This window comes from Pseudomonas sp. 2822-15 (assembly GCF_002742515.1).
GTDB classification, from domain to species: domain Bacteria; phylum Pseudomonadota; class Gammaproteobacteria; order Pseudomonadales; family Pseudomonadaceae; genus Aquipseudomonas; species Aquipseudomonas salomonii.
The window spans coordinates 51,556-70,951 of record NZ_LJRY01000208.1 but is presented as its reverse complement, the minus strand read 5'-3'; the positions used below and the strand labels follow the sequence as shown (position 1 = coordinate 70,951).

Annotated in this window: 13 protein-coding genes; all 13 read left to right on the top strand. The window is 62.9% G+C overall.

What is annotated here, in order from left to right; genetic code table 11:
• Window positions 1–12 precede the first annotated feature (12 nt).
• The 13 genes from treZ to AOA59_RS21560 all read left to right on the top strand — a co-directional run bounded on the left by treZ (window position 13) and on the right by AOA59_RS21560 (window position 19,391).
• Window positions 13–1,758 (top strand): malto-oligosyltrehalose trehalohydrolase, encoded by a 1,746-nt coding sequence (gene treZ / locus AOA59_RS21620; RefSeq protein WP_099489004.1) that lies wholly within the window; start codon window positions 13–15, stop codon window positions 1,756–1,758.
• Window positions 1,755–3,839, top strand: coding sequence for a 4-alpha-glucanotransferase (gene malQ / locus AOA59_RS21615; protein ID WP_099489003.1), 2,085 nt, complete (start codon window positions 1,755–1,757; stop codon window positions 3,837–3,839). Before treZ ends, malQ begins: the two co-directional genes overlap by 4 nt.
• Entirely contained in the window at window positions 3,836–6,592 is a 2,757-nt protein-coding gene (locus tag AOA59_RS21610) for a malto-oligosyltrehalose synthase (protein ID WP_099489002.1), read from the top strand. The genes malQ and AOA59_RS21610 overlap by 4 nt, the downstream gene beginning before the upstream one ends.
• Before the next feature lie 24 nt (window positions 6,593–6,616).
• Window positions 6,617–6,886: a DUF2934 domain-containing protein gene (locus AOA59_RS21605; protein ID WP_099489001.1), complete on the top strand. Its 270-nt coding sequence runs from the start codon at window positions 6,617–6,619 to the stop codon at window positions 6,884–6,886.
• Between the two features lie 124 nt (window positions 6,887–7,010).
• Window positions 7,011–9,170, top strand: coding sequence for a glycogen debranching protein GlgX (gene glgX / locus AOA59_RS21600; RefSeq protein ID WP_099489000.1), 2,160 nt, complete (start codon window positions 7,011–7,013; stop codon window positions 9,168–9,170).
• A 1-nt stretch (window position 9,171) separates the two neighbouring features.
• Window positions 9,172–10,170, top strand: a complete 999-nt coding sequence (locus AOA59_RS21595; protein ID WP_099488999.1) for an acyl-CoA dehydrogenase family protein — start codon at window positions 9,172–9,174, stop codon at window positions 10,168–10,170.
• A complete protein-coding gene (locus tag AOA59_RS21590) occupies window positions 10,167–10,925 on the top strand; it encodes a PIG-L deacetylase family protein (protein WP_069787362.1) in 759 nt (252 codons plus the stop codon). The genes AOA59_RS21595 and AOA59_RS21590 overlap by 4 nt, the downstream gene beginning before the upstream one ends.
• Complete coding sequence (locus AOA59_RS21585) at window positions 10,922–11,521, top strand: SAM-dependent methyltransferase (RefSeq protein WP_099488998.1); 600 nt, start codon at window positions 10,922–10,924, stop codon at window positions 11,519–11,521. The genes AOA59_RS21590 and AOA59_RS21585 overlap by 4 nt, the downstream gene beginning before the upstream one ends.
• Window positions 11,518–12,177, top strand: coding sequence for a glycosyltransferase family 2 protein (locus AOA59_RS21580; RefSeq protein WP_099488997.1), 660 nt, complete (start codon window positions 11,518–11,520; stop codon window positions 12,175–12,177). The genes AOA59_RS21585 and AOA59_RS21580 overlap by 4 nt, the downstream gene beginning before the upstream one ends.
• Window positions 12,178–12,354: 177 nt before the next feature.
• Window positions 12,355–13,116, top strand: a complete 762-nt coding sequence (locus tag AOA59_RS21575; RefSeq protein ID WP_099488996.1) for a PIG-L deacetylase family protein — start codon at window positions 12,355–12,357, stop codon at window positions 13,114–13,116.
• A 245-nt stretch (window positions 13,117–13,361) separates the two neighbouring features.
• Window positions 13,362–15,911, top strand: a complete 2,550-nt coding sequence (locus tag AOA59_RS21570) for an autotransporter outer membrane beta-barrel domain-containing protein (RefSeq protein WP_099488995.1) — start codon at window positions 13,362–13,364, stop codon at window positions 15,909–15,911.
• A gap of 139 nt (window positions 15,912–16,050) precedes the next feature.
• Window positions 16,051–17,070, top strand: coding sequence for an alpha/beta fold hydrolase (locus AOA59_RS21565; protein ID WP_099488994.1), 1,020 nt, complete (start codon window positions 16,051–16,053; stop codon window positions 17,068–17,070).
• A 158-nt stretch (window positions 17,071–17,228) separates the two neighbouring features.
• Complete coding sequence (locus AOA59_RS21560; RefSeq protein WP_099488993.1) at window positions 17,229–19,391, top strand: TonB-dependent siderophore receptor; 2,163 nt, start codon at window positions 17,229–17,231, stop codon at window positions 19,389–19,391.
• Window positions 19,392–19,396 lie beyond the last annotated feature (5 nt).

Here is a 19,396-nt window from a genome sequence, read left to right as displayed (position 1 = left end):
AGGTCTTCATAGATGCCGTCACGGACTCTGGAAACCTGGCCCCACGGCGCAATCATGCTGGACGCGCAACACACGCGTTTTGCCTTGTGGGCGCCAGACGCGTTTTATGTCAGCGTTGAATTGCAAGACGGCAAGTCCATCGCCATGCTGCCCCAGGCAGATGGCTGGTTCGAGGTAGAAACCAAGTGCCCGGCGGGCACTTGTTACCGCTACAACATCGACGGCGAACAGGACGTGCCGGACCCGGCATCCCGGGCCCAGGCGACTGACGTACACGGCTGGAGCGTGGTCGTCGATCCCCTCGCCTATCAATGGCGACACAGCCAGTGGCAAGGTCGCCCTTGGCACGAGGCCGTTATCTACGAGCTGCATGTCGGCGCAATGGGCGGTTATGCAGCCGTTGAAAAACAGCTACCCCGCCTGGCCGAGCTTGGGGTGACCGCCATTGAACTGATGCCGTTGGCGCAATTTCCCGGCGAGCGCAATTGGGGCTACGACGGCGTACTGCCCTACGCCCCGCAAGCCTCCTATGGCTCCCCCGAACAACTCAAGGCCCTGATCGACAGTGCCCACGAACACGGTTTGGCGGTGATCCTGGATGTGGTCTACAACCACTTCGGCCCTGACGGCAATTACCTGGGCCAGTACGCCCAAGGCTTCTTTGAAGAAGACGTGCACACGCCCTGGGGCGCCGGGATTGATTTCGATCGCCGCGAGGTGCGCGACTTTTTCCTCGACAACGCGCTGATGTGGTTGCTCGAGTACCGCTTCGACGGCCTGCGCCTGGACGCGGTGCACGCCATCGACAACCCCGGTTTCCTCAAGGAACTCGCGCATCGGGTACGCCAGCAGGTGGACACCGGCCGGCACGTGTGGCTGGTACTGGAAAACGAACTCAACCAGGCCAGCCTGCTCACGCACGACTTTGATGCGCAGTGGAACGACGACTTCCACAACGTCCTGCACGTGCTGCTCACGGGCGAAACGGATGCGTATTACAGTGACTTCGCGCAAGGCCCCACCGAGAAACTTGCGCGCTGCCTGGGCGAAGGTTTTGTCTACCAAGGCCACACCACCCGCCACGGCCACACACGCGGCGAGCCCAGCGGCGACCTGCCACCCAGCGCCTTCGTGGCGTTTTTGCAGAACCACGACCAGGTCGGCAACCGTGCCTTGGGCGAGCGCCTGCACCAACTGTGCTCGCCCCAGGCGCTGAAAGCAGCCACCACCTTACTGCTGATGTCGCCGATGATTCCGCTGATGTTCATGGGCGATGAAGTCAACGCCGAGCAGCCGTTCCTGTTTTTCACCGATCACCACGGTGAACTGGCCGAAGCCGTGCGCGAAGGTCGGCGTAACGAATTCGCCGACTTCGCAGCGTTCAAGGACCCTGAGCGGCGCGAACATATTCCCGACCCTAACGCACTGCCGACCTTTCTACAGTCGGCGCCCCGCTTCACCGAGAACGAACACGCGCAGCTATACCGCCAGCTGCTGAGCCTGCGCCATCGGCATATCGTGCCGCACTTGCCGGGCAGCGTGGCCCTGGGCGCGCAGGTACTGGCCGACGGCGCCGTCACCGCGCGCTGGCGCCTGGGCAACGGCAGCGTGTTGCAGATCGACCTGAACCTGGGCGCCACGCCGCTGGATCACCCGGCGTCGCCACACCTGCTATTCGAGACGTCTGCCCATGGAGGCGCGCAACTGGCGCCCTTGAGTGCACGCGTCGCCTTATCCCCTGTTGGAGATCACCCTTGAGCGAAGCGAACCTGGAAATACTCGCCAGCCGCGCGGGCCTGGCCGTCGATTGGATCGACGCAAACGGCCGCCCGCAACATGTCAAACCCGCCGCCTTGCGTGCCATCCTCAAAGGCCTGGGCCACCCGGCCGATACCGACGCCGAGATCGATGCCAGCCTGCGCGAAATGGAACGGGTGCAACAAGACAAGCACCTGCCGCCACTGATGACTGTGGATACCGGCGTAGGTCTGGACCTCGCGCGTTACTTCGCCCCGGACACACCCTGCCGCGTCAGCCTGGAACAGGGCGAAACCCTCGAATTGCGCCTGGATGGCAATGCCGAACTGCCCGGCGTGATCGCACTGGGTTATCACCAGGTGCATATCGACGACCAGACTTTCACCCTGGCCGTGGCCCCGACCCATTGCTACAGCGTCGGTGAAGCGGTCGACAGCCAATCGGCCCGCGCCTGGGGTCTGAGTGCGCAGCTGTATGCACTGCGCCGCCTGGGTGACGGCGGCTTCGGTGACACGTTGGCGTTGGAGCACCTGGCCCGCAGCGCCGCCGAGCGCGGTGCCGATGCCTTGGCCATCAGCCCGATGCACGCCATGTTCAGCGCCGACACCGAGCGCTACAGCCCCTATTCACCCTCCAGCCGTTTGTTCCTCAACAGCCTGTATGCCTCGCCCGCCTGCATCCTTGGCGAGCGCGAAGTGCGCAACGCCATCGAGGCACTGGACCTCACCGATGAGCTGCACGAACTGGAGCAGCTCAGCCTGATCGACTGGCCCACCGCCGCCCGCGCCAAGCAGCGCCTGTTGCGCGCCTTGTATGAAGATTTCCGCCACGGCCAGCATCCGCAACACGCCGACTTCCTGAGCTTTCGCCAGGCCGGCGGCGAAGCCCTGGAAAACCACTGTCGCTTCGAAGCCGTGCAAGCCCTGCGAGCCGCCGCCGGTGAAGACCTCGACTGGCGCCACTGGCCCGAAGCCTGGCGCTCGCCACAGAGCCCGGCGCTGGCGCAATTTGCCGCCGAGCATGCGGATGAAATCGGCTATTTCGCCTTCTGCCAGTGGCTGATCGCCCGCTGCCTGGAGCGCGCGCAACAAGCCGCGCGTGGCAGCGGCATGGGCATCGGCCTGATCGCAGACCTGGCCGTGGGCGCCGACGGCGGCGGCAGCCAGGCCTGGAGCCGGCAGGACGAGTTGCTGGCCAACCTTACCGTCGGCGCGCCGCCCGACATTCTCAACCGCGCGGGCCAAGGTTGGGGCATTTCGGCGTTTTCCCCCGAAGGCCTGAAGCGCAACGGTTTTCGCGCCTTTATCGAGATGCTGCGGGCCAACTTCGCCCACGCCGGCGGCCTGCGCATCGACCATGTGATGGGCCTGCAACGCCTGTGGGTCATCCCCATGGACGCTACGCCGCGCGACGGCGCCTACCTGTATTACCCGGTGGATGACCTGCTGCGCCTGCTGGCGCTGGAATCCCACCGCCACCAGGCCATCGTGCTCGGTGAAGACCTGGGTACGGTGCCCGATGGCCTGCGCGAAAAACTCAGCGGCCGCTCGATCCTGGGCATGCGCGTGTTGCTCTTTGAGCAAAACCACGAAGGCCACTTCACGCCGATCCTCGACTGGCCGGACAATGCCCTGGCCACCACCAGCACCCACGACCTGCCGACCCTCAACGGCTGGTGGCACAGCCGCGATATCGAATGGAATATCCAGCTGGGCCTGATCGATGCGCCCACCGTGGAGCAGTGGAGCGAACACCGCCTGCGCGAACGCCAGGCGCTGCGCCAGGCCTTGAGCCAGGACCCGCAGAACTTCGTCGATGAAATCCGCAACGACACCGACCATATGATCGACGCCAGCGTGCGTTACCTGGGCCATACCCGCGCGCCGTTGGTGCTGTTGCCGCTGGAAGACGCGCTGGGCATCGAGGAACAAGCCAACCTGCCCGGCACCACCGACACCCACCCCAATTGGCGCCGCCGCCTGCCGGGTGAGGCCGCCAGCCTGCTCGACAACAACGGCGCCGCCCGTCGTCTGGAGTTGCTGGCCGTGGCGCGCAACCAAGCCCATGAGCGTGACCGATGAATGCATTACCCCTGCGCGCGACCCAGCGCCTGCAATTTCATAAAGGTTTTACCCTGGATGATGCCGTGCCGCTGGTGCCCTACTTTGCCCAGCTCGGCATCAGCCACCTGTACGCCTCGCCGCTGCTTGCCGCCCGCGCCGGCTCCATGCACGGCTACGACGTGGTTGACCCGACCCGCGTCAACCCCGAGCTTGGCGGCGAGCCGGCCTTGCACAGGCTGGTTGCGGCGCTGCGTGCGCACGGGATGGGGCTGATCCTCGATATCGTCTCCAACCATATGGCCGTCGGCGGCGCGGACAACCCGTGGTGGCTGGACCTGTTGGAATGGGGCCGCCTGAGCCCCTACAGTGAGTTTTTCGATATCCAGTGGCACTCGCCGGACCCGCTGCTCAAGGGCCAGTTGCTGATGCCGTTTCTGGGCAGCGACTACGGTGAAGCGCTGCAAAGCGGCAACCTGACGCTCCAGTTCGATGCCGATCAAGGCGGGTTTTACGTCGAGCATTACGAGCACCGCTTCCCGATTTGCCCGCGTGACTACGCCATGATCCTGGGCAGCGATGAGCCGTTAAAGCCCCTGGCCGACCGTTTCAGCGCCCTTGCCTTCCAGGACGACGCTTACACCGAAGCCGGCTGGCTCAAACACGTGCTGGCCGAACGAGCCACGGAAGCCTCGGTGCTGCACGCCATCGAAAACCGGCTGGCCGAATTCGATGGGCGCCAGCCGGACGGCTTCACTCACTTGCACGCCTTGCTGGAACAGCAGGTGTATCGGCTGGCCAGTTGGCGTACCGCAGCGGACGATATCAACTGGCGGCGCTTCTTCGACGTCAACGAACTGGGCGGCCTGCGCGTAGAACGCAGCGCCGTGTTCGAAGCCACCCACGGCAAGATTTTCGAGCTGATAAGCCAAGGTCTGGTGGACGGCTTGCGCATCGACCATATCGACGGGCTGGCCGACCCACGCGGGTATTGCCGCAAGTTGCGCCGGCGCGTGGATTCCCTTTCGCCCAACCGGCATTTGCCGATCTTCGTGGAAAAAATCCTCGGTGAAGGCGAAACCCTGCGCGAAGATTGGCAGGTAGACGGCACCACCGGCTATGAATTCATGAACCAGCTGTCGCTGTTGCAACACGACCCGGCAGGCTTCGGGCCGTTGGCTGAGCTGTGGACGCGCCACAGCGAACGGCCTGCTGCCTTTATCGAAGAAGCCTGGCTGGCCCGCCAGCAGATCCTTAACGGTTCGCTGGCCGGCGACTTCGAGAGCGTGGCCCAGGCGCTGCTGCAAGTGGCCCGCGATGACGTGATGACCCGCGACCTGACCCTGGGCGCGATCCGCCGTGCCTTGCAGGAGTTGATCGTGCACTTCCCGGTGTACCGCACCTACATCAGCGCCCGTGGGCGCAGTGCGCACGATGATGTGTTTTTCCTGCAAGCCTTGGCCGGTGCCCGCAGCACCTTGGGCGAAGGCGACTGGCCGGTGCTCGACCACCTGCAAAAATGGCTGGGCGGCCAGCCGTGGCGCAATCGCCCGGTGGGCCGTGAGCGCAAGATGCTCAAGCACGCCTGCGTGCGCTTCCAGCAGCTCACGTCGCCAGCGGCCGCCAAAGCGGTGGAAGACACCGCGTTCTATCGCTCGGCAGTGCTGCTGTCGCGTAACGATGTGGGCTTCAGCACCGAACAGTTCAGCGCACCGCTGGCGGACTTTCATGCGGCCAATCAGCAGCGCCTGCAGACCTTCCCCGACAACCTGCTGGCCACTGCTACCCACGACCACAAGCGCGGCGAAGACACGCGGGCACGCCTGGCGGTACTGAGCGAATGCGCGCCGTGGTATGTCGAACAGGTCGAGCACTGGCGGCGCCTCGCCGCACCGTTGCGCGATGATGCACACAGCCCGTCGGCGGGCGATGAGCTGATCCTTTACCAGGTGCTGCTCGGCAGTTGGCCGCTGGATACCCACCCGGACCTGCAGTCTTACCAGCAACGCCTGTGGCAATGGCAGCAAAAAGCCCTGCGCGAAGCCAAGTTGCAAAGCAGTTGGAGCGCGCCCAACGACGCCTATGAACAGGCGGTCGAAGCCTTCCTGTCACGCCTGCTGCGCAGCGATGCCGGCGCCACGCTACGCAACGCCATCGCCAGCGCCGCCCAGGCCATCGCCACGGCGGGTGCACTCAACGGGCTGGCGCAATCCTTGCTTCGTATCACCGTGCCGGGTGTACCGGACCTGTACCAGGGCGATGAGTTCTGGGACTTCAGCCTGGTGGACCCGGACAACCGCCGCCCGGTGGATTTCAACGCACGGCAACGCGCGCTGGATACGCCACCGAACATCGGCGAGCTGTTGTCCCACTGGCGCGACGGGCGTATCAAACAGGCGCTGATTGCCCAGGCGCTGGCCGTGCGCAAGGCCAATGCCGAACTCTTCCAACGCGGCAGCTATACCCCGCTGGAAGTGCTGGGCAAACACGCCGATCACGTCGTCGCATTTTGCCGCGCGTATCAGGGCAAACACCTGCTGGTGGTGGTGCCACGCTGGCCCCATCGCTTGCTGGAAAACGGCGAACAGCCCCATATCAATGCGCAGGTTTGGGGCGATACGCGGGTGAAATTACCGTTCGCCACCACAACACAAAACTGGAAGGGACTTTTTCATACAGGCGCAGTCACACCAAACAAGGAGCTGTTGATCAGCGCTGCCCTGGGGGATTTCCCGGTCAATGTCTTTATCAATTCCGATGATCAAGAAAGCTGAAAATTTTCTGTGAGGAGTATTGCGATGAGTACTGAAGACAAACGCGTACGCGAGTTGGCGCATCAGATCTGGGAGTCCGAAGGCAAGCCCCACGGTGAAGATGCACGCCACTGGGAGATGGCGCGCAAGTTGGCCGAAGCCGAAGCGCTGACCCCGAGCAAACCCAAGGCTGCGGCCAAGCCCAAGACCGCGCCCAAGCCTGCGCCAAAAGCCAAGCCGCCGGCCCCGGCAGCCAGCAAGCCCGCACCGCCAGCGGCGAAGAAGCCTGCGGCGCCGAAAAAACCGAAACCTTAACAGCCCACGCGCCTCCTGCCGACACGCTCGGCAGGAGGCCCTTTTTACTTTTCAGTGCGTCAGCTGAGCAACCGTCGGCACGGTAGCGCTCGGCCCGAAAAAAGACCCTTGCAGGAGCAATTTAATGAGCAAACCCGATAACAACTCAGCCACGCCGGAAAACGAGCCGTCGCGGATTCGTGAAGGTTTGCCCTTCCCTCTAGGCGCCACCTGGGATGGCCTGGGCGTCAACTTTGCGCTGTTCTCAGCCAATGCCACCAAGGTCGAGCTGTGCCTGTTCGATGACACCGGCGAGGTCGAGCTTGAACGGATCGAACTGCCCGAATACACCGACGAAACCTTCCACGGTTACCTGCCCGACGCCCACCCAGGGCTGATTTACGGCTACCGCGTGTACGGTGCGTATGACCCGGCCAATGGTCACCGCTTCAACCACAACAAATTGTTGATCGACCCCTATGCCAAACAGCTGGTGGGTGAACTCAAATGGTCCGAGGCGCTGTTCGGCTACACCATCGGCCACCCGGACGACGACCTCAGTTTCGACGAACGCGACAGCGCGCCCTTCGTGCCCAAGTGCAAGGTCATCGACCCGGCGCACACCTGGGGCAACGACCAGCCGGTGCGGGTGCCATGGGACCGCACGATCATCTACGAAACCCACCTGCGTGGCATCAGCATGCGTCACCCGTCGGTGGGCGAGTCGGTGCGCGGCACCTGTGCCGGGCTGATGGAAGATGACGTGCTCAAGCACATCCGCCAGCTCGGCGTGTCATCCGTTGAACTGCTGCCGGTGCATGCCTTCGTCAACGACCAGCACCTGCTGCAAAAAGGCATGACCAACTATTGGGGCTACAACAGCATCGCGTTTTTTGCGCCCGACCCGCGCTACCTGGCCAGCGGCAAGATCGCCGAGTTCAAGGAGATGGTCGCGCACCTGCATGAACAGAAGCTCGAAGTGATCCTCGACGTGGTCTACAACCACACCGCCGAGGGCAATGAGCGCGGCCCTACCCTGTCGATGCGCGGCATCGACAACGCCTCGTACTATCGGCTGATGCCCGACGACAAGCGCTTCTACATCAACGATTCCGGCACCGGCAATACCCTGGACCTGAGCCACCCCTGCGTGCTGCAAATGGTCACCGACTCCCTGCGTTACTGGGCCACCGAGATGCACGTGGACGGTTTCCGCTTTGACCTGGCGACCATTCTGGGACGTTACCGCGACGGTTTCGACGAGCGCCACAGCTTCCTCGTGGCCTGCCGCCAGGACCCGGTGCTGCGCCAGCTGAAAATGATCGCCGAGCCCTGGGACTGCGGCCCCGGCGGCTATCAAGTGGGCAACTTCCCACCCGGCTGGGTGGAATGGAACGACCGCTTCCGCGACACCGTGCGCGCCTTCTGGAAAGGCGATGACGGCCAGTTGGCGGACTTTGCCGGGCGCATGACCGCCTCGGGCGAGATGTTCAACCACCGGGGGCGCAGGCCCTACAGCTCGGTGAACTTCATCACCGCCCACGATGGTTTCACCCTGCACGACCTGGTGTCGTACAACGACAAGCACAACGAGGCCAACGACGAGAACAACCAGGACGGCAGCAACAACAACCTGTCCTGGAACCACGGCGTCGAAGGCCCCACCGAAGACCCGGAAATCAACGCCCTGCGCCTGCGCCAGATGCGTAATTTCTTCGCCACGTTGCTGTTGGCCCAAGGCACGCCGATGATCGTGGCCGGTGACGAGTTCGCGCGTACCCAGCACGGCAACAACAATGCCTATTGCCAGGACAGCGAGATCGGCTGGGTCAACTGGGACCTGGACGACGATGGCAAGGCACTGCTCAAGTTCGTCAAACGCCTGATCAAGTTGCGCCTGGCCTACCCGATCCTGCGCCGTGGGCGCTTCCTGGTGGGCGACTACAACGAAGATCTCGGGGTAAAAGACGTCACCTGGCTGGCGCCGGATGGCAACGAGATGAGCACCGAACAGTGGGAAGACAGCCACGGCCGCTGCCTGGGCATGCTGATGGACGGCCGCGCCCAGGAAACCGGGATTCGTCGCCCAGGCGGTGACGCGACCCTGTTGCTGGTGGTCAACGCCCACCACGACATGGTGAATTTCCGCCTGCCGCCGGTGCCCCAGGGGGAATTCTGGACCTGTATGCTCGACACCAATGCCCCGGCAGTGCGCGGGCAGGAACGTTTTGATTTCGAGCACGAATACGCGGTGACGGGCCGTTCCCTGCTGCTGTTCGAACTGCAACGAGATGATGAGGTGTGACATGGCCCTGCATGGATTCCTTCAAGGCAACCGCAGCTACGCCGACACTCAGGCGCTGGGCGTTGCACTGAAGGCACTTCAGGAAGAAGGCCTGGACCAACTGCCATTGCCCGGCAGCGGCCAGACGCTCGAGCGCTTCAGCCGGCTGGCACAGGTGGCAGGTCATGACCTGCGCCTGTGCAAACTGTTCGAAGGCCACACGGATGCCCTGGCGATCATCGCCGAGCTCGACAGCCCCTTGCCGCCCTTGGGCAGCGTTTGGGGCATGTGGGCCGCCGAACCGCCGACCGCCAAGGTGCGTGTGCGCCGTGACGCTCAGCGCTTGATCGTCGATGGGCGCAAAGCCTGGTGCTCGGGCGCTGCGGTGGTCAGCCATGGTTTGCTGACGGCTTGGGACGAAGACGACCGCCAGCAGTTAGTGGCTGTCGAGATGAACCAGCCCGGCGTCACCGTCACCCACGACGGCTGGAACGCCGTGGGTATGGCGGCCACCGGCAGTGTCGAAATCCTCTTCGATGAGGCTCACGGCATTGCGGTCGGCGAACCGGGCGACTACCTGTCACGGCCGGGCTTCTGGCACGGCGGCGTCGGTATCGCCGCCTGTTGGTATGGCGGTGCACAACGCCTGGCGGAAGTGCTGCGCGCGCAGTGCAGCCAACGTCCTGAGCCCCATGCGTTAGCGCATTTGGGCGCGGTCGACAGCGTGCTCAACAGCGCCGCCTGTGTGCTGCGCGACGCCGCTGAGCAGATTGACCGCGACCCTCGCGCCAATGCGCAGCTGTTGGCCCAACAGGCACGGGCGTGTATCGAGGAAACGGTCGAACAGGTCATGCACCATGTCGGTCGCGCGGTGGGTGCCGGGCCTTATTGCAAGGATCCCCACTTCGCCCAGTTGATGGCGGACTTACCCGTGTATGTACGCCAAAGCCACGCCGAGCGCGACCTGGCGGCGTTGGGAAAGCTGGTGGCGGACGAACCCACAGGGAGGTGGCTGTTATGAAACCCAACCCCATCGTTGGCCAGGGCACGCCACTGCACCAGTGGCAAGCTTCCTCCCTGATGGCTCAGTTGCCGCAGATCAGTGTCGAGCAGCTGGTGCCGGCAGGGCATCGCGCTGTCATCATTGCTCCGCACCCGGATGACGAAGTGCTGGGCTGCGGTGGCCTGTTGCAAGGCCTGGCCCTGCTGGGCCGGCCGATCCAGCTGATTTCCGTCACCGATGGCAGCGCCAGTCACCCAGGTTCCAGGCGCTGGCCGGTCCAGCGTTTGAGCGTGGTGCGCCCGCAGGAATCGGCCCAGGCCCTGCACCGCCTCGGCTTGCCGTTGCACAGCTTGAAATGGCTGCGTGCAGGTTTTGCCGACAGCCAGGTGGCGGCCCGTGAAGATGAGTTGAGCGCATTCATAGAGCGTTATCTCAAGCCCACCGACGTGGTGTTCACCACATGGCGCGAAGACGGGCATTGCGACCATGAAGCCGTTGGCCGCGCCAGCGCCAAGGCGGCGCAGGCGGTCGGTGCCACCCTTTACGAGCTGCCCGTGTGGACCTGGCATTGGGCAACGCCCGAAGACAGCCAGGTGCCGTGGCACCGTGCGCGCAAGATCGCGCTGACACCTGAAGCCGTGGCGCGTAAACGTCACGCCATTCATGCCTTTGCCAGCCAGTTGGAGGGCGACCCGCAAGTAGGCCTGGCACCGGTGCTGGCACCCTATGTGGTGGAGCGTTTGCTGCAACCTTTTGAAGTGGTGTTTGTATGAGTGTGGCCACGCCGTATTTTGATCAGTTGTTCGCCGGCAATGACGACCCCTGGGCCTTTCGCCAGCGCTGGTACGAACAGCGCAAGCGCGCGTTGACCCTGGCCGTGCTGACCCGCCCCCATTACACGTCGATCTTTGAACCCGGCTGCGCCAACGGTGAGCTGAGTGCCGAGTTGGCAGCGCGCTGCGACCGCCTCGTGTGTTGCGACACCGCCGCCGCGGCCGTGGCGCTGGCGCAGACCCGCTTGATGGCGTTTCCCCATGCCCAAGTCCGGCAAAGCCGCCTGCCTCAGGAGTGGCCGCCCGGCCAGTTCGAACTGATCGTGTTGAGCGAGCTTTGCTACTACCTCGATGCCGAAGACTTACAGCGCCTGATCGACTGCGCGCTCAACGCACTGACCGACAACGGCCAACTGCTCGCCTGCCACTGGCGCCCCCGCATCGACGGCTGCCCGCAAACGGCTGAACAGGTGCACAAAATGCTCGCGCAACGCCTGAGCATGGCCCACCTCGTCCAGCATCACGACAGTGACTTTCTACTCGACCTGTGGAGCCGTGACGGCACCTCGGTCGCCAGCCATGAGGGCTTGCGATGATCGGCATTCTGATCCCGGTGCATAACGAGGAAGCGCTGTTGGGCGAGTGCCTCAAAGCCGCAATGATTGCCGCCGGCCACCCGGACCTGCTCGGCGAACCGGTGCAGATCCTGGCCGTGCTCGACAGTTGCAGCGATGGCAGCGCGGCGATTGCCCAAGCGTATCCGGTGCAGTGTTTGCAGGTGCAGGCACGTAACGTCGGGCATGTGCGTGGAGTGGGTGCACGGCACTTGTTGAACCAGGGGGCGCGCTGGATTTCGTGCACCGACGCCGACAGCCGTGTCGCCCCCGACTGGTTGGTGGCGCAACTGGCCTTGGGCGCCGATGCCGTGTGCGGCACGGTAACGGTGGATGCCTGGAGCGAAGGCTTCGATGCCGCCGCCCAGATCCGCTACACCCAAGCCTATGAGGCCCGCGACGGCCATCGGCATATTCACGGTGCCAACCTGGGCGTGAGCGCCGCTGCCTATGTGCAATCCGGTGGTTTCGAGCCGCTGGCCTGCCACGAGGATGTGCAGCTGGTGCGCAACCTGGAACGCTGCGGCGCCTCAATCGCCTGGAGCCACACACCGCAGGTGATCACCAGCGCGCGCCTGAACTGCCGTGCACAGGGCGGTTTTGGTGATTACCTCAAAAGCCTGATGCAGGCCACCTGAAAATTTCCGCCGTGCACGATGTAAAAACGCTGAATCCTTGACTATGCTGAAATCGCCTTGCTGGTCATCCAGGGTTGGATGGCCGCAGTTCATCGCAGCGGAGCCTGTGCTGAGTACAAGAGCGTCGTCCCGTCAACGGGGTACGACCCGGCATCATTCGACAAGGACGTGACACCCATGAAATCTGCCTCATTGAGCGAGGGCCGTCGCGGCCCTGCGCAAATCTGGAACAGTGCGCCGCAGTTGGCGCACATCCCCGTTATCAAGCCCTCCTCCCTGGTGCCACGCGGTGCGCGTGTGGTGGTCATTGCGCCTCACCCCGGCGATGAGGTCCTGGCGTGTGGCGGTTTATTGCAACTGCTGAGCACCCTCAACCACCCGCTGCAGTTGATCTCGATCACCGACGGCAGCGCCAGCCACCCAGGCTCGAATGCCTGGCCGGCAAGCCGCCTGAGTGTAATCCGGCCGCAGGAAAGCGCCGAAGCGTTGCGGCGCCTGGGCATGCCGCTGCACAGCCTGAAGTGGATTCGCGGCGGGTTTTGTGACAACGCCCTCGCCGCCCGCGAGCAGCCCATGAGCCAGTTCATTGCGCGCTACCTGCAACCGGGCGACGTGGTGTTCACCACCTGGCGCCACGACGGCAACGACGACCATGACGCCGTCGGCCGCGCCAGCGCCAAAGCGTGCATGCTCACCGGCGCGCGCCTGTATGAGCTGCCGATATGGGCCTGGCACTGGCCGCTGCGCGAAGGCTCGGTAATCCCCTGGCAACGCGCGCGCAAAGTGCGCCTGGACAGCTGGAGCGTCGCGCGCAAACTTCACGCCGCCCACGCGTATGCCAGCCAATTGGTCGGCGACCCGGAGATCGGCCTGGCACCGATGCTTGCCCAGGAATTGCTGGAGCGGATGCGTGAGCCCTATGAGATCGTGTTTGCCTAGTGCAGCACTGGTCTGTACCTGTCAGTTCTCACAGTAGCGTCCGGTTGACTCTGCGACTAAGGTGCAAAAAAACCTGCACAGCTTGATGTGCAGTCGAGAAAGCCATGCCAACTCGTTGCACTAGCCGGGGTTTTCGCCGAACAGGTAAACCGCCGTCCCCGCTCCGTATCGCACGTTTGCTTGCCATGGCTTGAACTGCACCTGTTTGCCCAGGTGCAGGCACTTCCCTTGGACAAGGACACGCCATGCGCACACTGCCGACTTTTTTGACTTCCCTGGGTATCACGTTGATGGCGGCTTGGCCGCTGCCGTCGCTTGGCGCCTGCACGATCAACTTCACCGCCGGCAATGACACCTCGACCTGCGACAGCGGCGGCGCACCGGGCTTTACCGACACGGCCGGCAACAACACGCTGAACCTCAGCGGCAGCGGCACCCTTAATGGCGATGTCACCTTCGGTGCCGGCAACGACTCGGTAGAGATCAACGGTGCGACAGCTGCAATCAATGGGACGCTGAACCAGGATGACGGTGAGAATACTTTTCGCCTGACCCTGGGCACTGTCACGGGATCCATCACCCAAGGAGATGGCGCTGATCGGGTACAGATCAGCGGTGGGCAGGCGGGGGCGATCATCCAGGGCGGGGGTATCGACAATTTTGTCATGAGCGGTGGAACCATCGAATCCTTGGCCCAAGGCGATGGACATGACACTTTTACCCTGACCGGAGGCACCATCAAGGGCGCCTTTGAAGACGGCGATCAAGCCTTGATGACCGGCGGCACCATCGGCCGAGTCGACATGAAACTCGATAACAACGTCTTCGATATGCGCGGCGGAACCATCGTCGGCAACCTGGTCACAGGGCTTGGCCGGGACACCATTCTCGTGTCGGGCACCAGCACCATCGGTGGCAACATCAGCACCAGCGCCGGCGTGGATCTGATTCAGATCAGTGGTGGCAGGGTCAACGGCCAGATCCTCACCAGCTTCGGCGCCGATCAGTTCATCTGGACCGATGGCGGAACCCTCAACGGGGCAGTTCTCATGGGCGCCGACGATGATACCGCTCTGCTGAAAAACCTCAGCGAAACCGTGTTGGCCTCCAACCCCCAGCTGGACGGTGGCCTGGGTAACGACACCCTGACCTTTGACGCCACACAAACCCGTGCCCCGAACCGCTACACCGGCTGGGAACGGGTGTTGTTAGTCAATAGATCAGCCCTGACATTGGGCGGCGTATTTGTGTTGGGAGGCAGCGATACCGGTACCGGCGCAATGAGCATCGATGCAACGAGCCGGTTGAACGTGACCACCGGCACCCTCTCACCCTTCACGGCCGGGCAATTGGCGAGCTTGAACAATGCCGGCCTGATCGACATGACCAGCGACAGTTCCAGCGCCGCCGACAGTTTGACGGTCAACGGCAATTACCTGGGCACGGGTGGCCGACTTGCACTGCAAACGGTGTTGGGCGCGGATAACTCCGCCAGCGACAAACTGGTGGTCAGCCACGGCACCCTGCAAGGCACCACGGCGATCAGCATCACCAACCTGGGCGGTGCAGGGGCATTGACCGTGCAGGATGGCATTGAGGTGGTGCAGGCAAACCAGGGCGCCACCAGCAGCGTCGGTGCCTTCTCGCTGGCAGGCCCCGTGTCTGCCGGTGCATTTGACTATCACTTGTTTAAAGGCGGCGTGACCGCAGGTACCGAGCAAAATTACTACCTGCGCTCTACCGTGCCTGCCATCCCCACACCCGGTGCGGTGATAGCGGCGCCCGCCCCAGCGCCTGGCACACCGGCATTGCCACCCAGCTCGGGCAGCGCTGCCATCCCCCTCTACCGCGCCGAAGTGCCGGTTTACTCGGTGCTCTTTGAGGCCGCCGAGCAAATCGTGCAAGGCATGCTGGGGACTTACCACGAACGCGTGGGGGATCAGCGCCAGCAGCAACAAACCGGAGTTTTCCCCACGGGCTGGGCCAGGGTGTATGGCGGCAACAGTCGCCAAAGCTTCGCCGGAACGGTCAGCCCGACGCTGGACAGCTCAGTGTCGGCGTTTCAGGTGGGCAGCGACCTGTACGCCACCACCACGGACAGCGGCCAGGCTCATCGAGTCGGCTTTTTTGTCGGCCACAGCCGTTTGCAAGGTGACGTCAAGGGTTTCAACGGTGGCTTCCAGGGCAAGGATGCGGGCAGCCTCACCTTGCGCGGCGACAGCCTGGGCGTCTACTGGACACTGATCGGCGCCAACCGCGCTTATCTGGACCTGGTGGTGATGGGCACTCGTTTCACAGGCAACAATGAGTCCGACCGGGGCATCAAGATGAAAACCAAAGGCAGCAATGCACTGGCGTCCGCCGAGGTGGGCTGGCCATTTACCGTGAGCGCACACTGGGAACTGGAGCCACAAGCCCAGCTCATCGTCGACCGCACCCGACTGGACAGCCAGCAAGACCGGATCTCCGCCGTCACCTACGACGCCGACACCCACCTCACCACCCGCCTGGGTGCCCGCCTGCGCGGCAGTTATGAGCTGCGTGGCATGCCGCTGCAGCCGTATGTGCGCGCCAACGTCTGGCATGCCCGCGCCGGCACCAACACCCTAAGATTCGACGATGCTACCGACATAGACACCGAGCAAAAATCGACCACGCTGGACCTCAACCTCGGCGCCACCTTGACCGTTGCCCAAGGCATCAGCCTGTACGGCCAACTGGGCTACAACCGCAACCTGGACAGCAACGCGCTGAATGGTCGCCAAGGCACACTGGGGCTTCGAATGGATTTCTGATCCGCGTAGGTGTATCGCACTGTGTACAGAACGCGTTGCGATACACAGTGTTTAACCCATGCCACTTCCTGAAACACAGCCGACACAGCACGACGTTCAACTGAGCACAAGGCACACATCAAGCCCAAGGAGGCTCGCCATGCACGCTCAGTTGAAACGCCGTCCACTTTTCCTCGCCTTTTCCCTGTTGCCCTTCGCTGCCGTGGGCATGGCCCATGCCGAGATGCCCGAGCCGCAACCCGCGGCAGCGCAGTACCCAGCCGGTTTCGGCACGCTCAAGCACATCAGGGCCGGCCTGCTGGATGTAGCGTACGCCGAGGTCGGCCCGGCCGATGGCCAAGTGGTGATTCTGCTGCATGGCTGGCCCTACGATATCGACAGCTACGCCAACGTCGCGCCGCTGTTGGCCGCCAAGGGCTATCGCGTGTTGATCCCGTATGCCCGTGGTTATGGCGACACGCGTTTTCTGTCGGATAAGACCCCGCGCAACGGTGAACCGGCAGCGTTGGCCCAGGATGTGATCGACTTCATGGACGCGCTGAAGATCCGGCAAGCGGTGCTGGGCGGTTATGACTGGGGGGCACGTTCGGCGGATATTGTCTCGGCGCTGTGGCCCGAACGCGTGAAGGCGTTGGTGTCCGTCAGTGGCTACCTGATCGGTAACCAGGCCGCCGGCAAAAAACCGCTGCCACCCAAAGCGGAATTGCAGTGGTGGTACCAGTTCTACTTCGCCACCGAACGCGGCGCCGCCGGTTACCAGAAAAACACCCACGATTTCGCCAGGCTGATCTGGCAGACCTCCTCGCCGAAGTGGGCCTTTGACGACGCCACCTTCGAGCGCAGCGCCAAAGGCCTGGACAACCCCGATCACGTGGCCATCACGGTGTTCAACTACCGCTGGCGCCTCGGCCTGGTGCAGGGCGAAGCACAATACGCGGCCCTGCAGCAAACGCTGGCGCAGTCGCCGAGCATCGGCGTGCCGACCATCACCCTTGAAGGCGACGCCAACGGTGCGCCGCACCCGCTACCCGAGGACTACGCCAAACGTTTTACCGGCAAGTACCAGTTCCGGCTGGTCAGCGGCGGCATCGGCCATAACCTGCCGCAAGAAGCGCCGGCAGCGTTTGCCAAGGCCGTGATAGACGCCGACCAACTGTGACGGCTCTAGCCATATGCCACCCTGGAAAATGTGAAATTTTTGTTAACTATGCCTCCCCAAAGGCTTTTTTGCTTCGCCCCGATCTGCCACACTAATGCGAATAATTATCAACATATTTATTATTAGCCAGGGACGGCGTTCAGGGGAGACTCCGTTTCATGTCTGTACAACTTCATGGTGGCAAAGCTTTTACACCCAGTTTGATGGCGTTGGCGGTTTGTCTTGCCACCTCACCTGCGGCCTTCGCCGCCGACGCGCAACAGCCGCCAGAGGTGGTTGAGCTGGGTGCGACGCAGATCAACACTGAGCAAGTCCTCGGTGCGACGACCGAAGGCAGCCAGTCCTACACCACCGGCTCGATGGCAACCGCGACCAAACTGCCGCTTACCCTGCGTGAAACCCCGCAAGCGGTCACGGTCATTACCCGTCAGCGGATGGACGACCAGGCGATGACCAGCATCAACGACGTGGTAAAAGCCACGCCGGGGCTGTTCCTGAATTTCTCCAGTGGCCCTGGGCGGGAATCCTATACCTCACGTGGTTTCGACATCGACAACCTGATGTATGACGGCATCCCCACCGGCTATAACGGCGTTTCAGTCGGCGCCCAGCCGAACCTGGCAATGTTCGACCGCGTCGAGATCGTACGCGGCGCCACCGGTTTGGTGACCGGCGCAGGCAACCCTTCGGCGGCCATCAACCTGATACGCAAGCGACCACTGGACGAGCAGAAGGTCACCCTCACCGGCGCCGCCGGCAGCTGGGACGACTACCGTGGCGAGCTGGACGCCTCCAGCCCACTCAATGACAGTGGCACATGGCGCGGCCGGGTTGTGACCTCTTACCGTGACGCCAATGGTTTTATCGACAAAGCCAAGGAAGACCATGGCCTGTTCTATGCCGTCACCGAGGCAGACCTCAGCGAAGACACCACCCTCACCCTCGGTTTCTCGAACCAGAAGGACAAAACCAACTATTTCTGGGGTTCTTCGATGGTCGGCCAGGACGGCCATCACTTGAACCTGCCGCGCTCCTACAACCCAGGGACCAGCTGGGAGAACAAGGACCAGGAGATCAACACGGTGTTTGCCGAGCTGCGTCAGCGCCTGGCCAACGACTGGAAACTGCAGATCAACGCCAACTACGCTGAGCAGGACGCGCTGTTTTCGGGCTCCTATCAGTCGCGCTGGGTCAATAACACCCTGGCGCGCACGGTCTACCAGGCCTCTTACGATGAAGACCAGGCCGGCGTCGACGCCTTCGCCAGCGGCCCCTTTCAGGCCTTCGGGCGTACCCACGAATTGGTGGTCGGCGCCAGCCGCCGCATCTATGACATGACCACCCACAACTACAGCCCGTACAACTTGAACTGGCCACTGACGGCGGGCAAACCGGATTTCGTCCACACCACCAACAACCGCGACGTCACCACCCAGGACGGCGTCTACCTCACCACACGCCTGAGCCTGGCGGACCCGTTGAAGCTGATCCTCGGCGCCCGTCTGGACTGGTATGACTACGATGCCCATGGCAGCAACGATGGCGATTACCATGTAACGCGCAACCTCACCCGCTACGCCGGACTTATCTACGATCTGGACGACCACCACTCGGTGTATGTCAGCTACAGCGACATCTTTACCCCGCAGAGTGACAAGGACAGCACCGGCACACCGCTCAAACCGATTGTCGGCAAGAATTATGAGGTCGGTATCAAGGGCGAATACCTGGGCGGCGCATTGAATGCGAGCGTCGCGCTGTTTCGTGTAGACCAGGAAAACCGTGCCGTGGCGGTGGTGGTACCGAACTGCCCGCAGGCATCCTGCGCGGTAGCCTCAGGCGAAATTCGCAGCCAGGGTATCGACATGGAACTGCAGGGCGCATTGACCCCCAATTGGCAGGTTGGCGGCGGCTACACCTATGCGCGCACCCACACCATCAAGGATGACGCCAACCCGCAAAAGGTTAACAAACAGTTCGACACCGACATCCCGGAACACTTGTTCAAACTGACCACCAACTACCACTTCCAGGGCGCTCTGGAAAAACTCCGCATAGGCGGCAACGTCTACTGGCAAAGCCGTTTGTACAACGACTTCAAAGTCGCGGACGGCAGCACCTACCGCCTCAAGCAAGGCGCCTATGCCGTGACCGACTTGATGGCTGGCTACCAGGTCAACCAGCATCTGGACCTGCAGCTCAATGCCAACAACATCTTTGATCGCACCTATTACCAGTCCATCTCCAACTCCGTGAGCTACGGCGGTGATTCCTACGGCGCCCCGCGCAATATGATGGTGACCGCCAAATATAGCTTCTGATCCTG

What these genes read in the sequence shown, in the direction of transcription:
- glgX (WP_099489000.1), top strand. Translation starts at nt 7,011, where the DNA reads ATGAGCAAACCCGATAACAACTCAGCCACGCCGGAAAACGAGCCGTCG.
- AOA59_RS21610 (WP_099489002.1), top strand. Translation starts at nt 3,836, where the DNA reads ATGAATGCATTACCCCTGCGCGCGACCCAGCGCCTGCAATTTCATAAA.
- AOA59_RS21560 (WP_099488993.1), top strand. Translation starts at nt 17,229, where the DNA reads ATGTCTGTACAACTTCATGGTGGCAAAGCTTTTACACCCAGTTTGATG.
- AOA59_RS21575 (WP_099488996.1), top strand. Translation starts at nt 12,355, where the DNA reads ATGAAATCTGCCTCATTGAGCGAGGGCCGTCGCGGCCCTGCGCAAATC.
- AOA59_RS21590 (WP_069787362.1), top strand. Translation starts at nt 10,167, where the DNA reads ATGAAACCCAACCCCATCGTTGGCCAGGGCACGCCACTGCACCAGTGG.
- treZ (WP_099489004.1), top strand. Translation starts at nt 13, where the DNA reads ATGCCGTCACGGACTCTGGAAACCTGGCCCCACGGCGCAATCATGCTG.
- AOA59_RS21565 (WP_099488994.1), top strand. Translation starts at nt 16,051, where the DNA reads ATGCACGCTCAGTTGAAACGCCGTCCACTTTTCCTCGCCTTTTCCCTG.
- AOA59_RS21585 (WP_099488998.1), top strand. Translation starts at nt 10,922, where the DNA reads ATGAGTGTGGCCACGCCGTATTTTGATCAGTTGTTCGCCGGCAATGAC.
- AOA59_RS21570 (WP_099488995.1), top strand. Translation starts at nt 13,362, where the DNA reads ATGCGCACACTGCCGACTTTTTTGACTTCCCTGGGTATCACGTTGATG.
- AOA59_RS21605 (WP_099489001.1), top strand. Translation starts at nt 6,617, where the DNA reads ATGAGTACTGAAGACAAACGCGTACGCGAGTTGGCGCATCAGATCTGG.
- AOA59_RS21595 (WP_099488999.1), top strand. Translation starts at nt 9,172, where the DNA reads ATGGCCCTGCATGGATTCCTTCAAGGCAACCGCAGCTACGCCGACACT.
- AOA59_RS21580 (WP_099488997.1), top strand. Translation starts at nt 11,518, where the DNA reads ATGATCGGCATTCTGATCCCGGTGCATAACGAGGAAGCGCTGTTGGGC.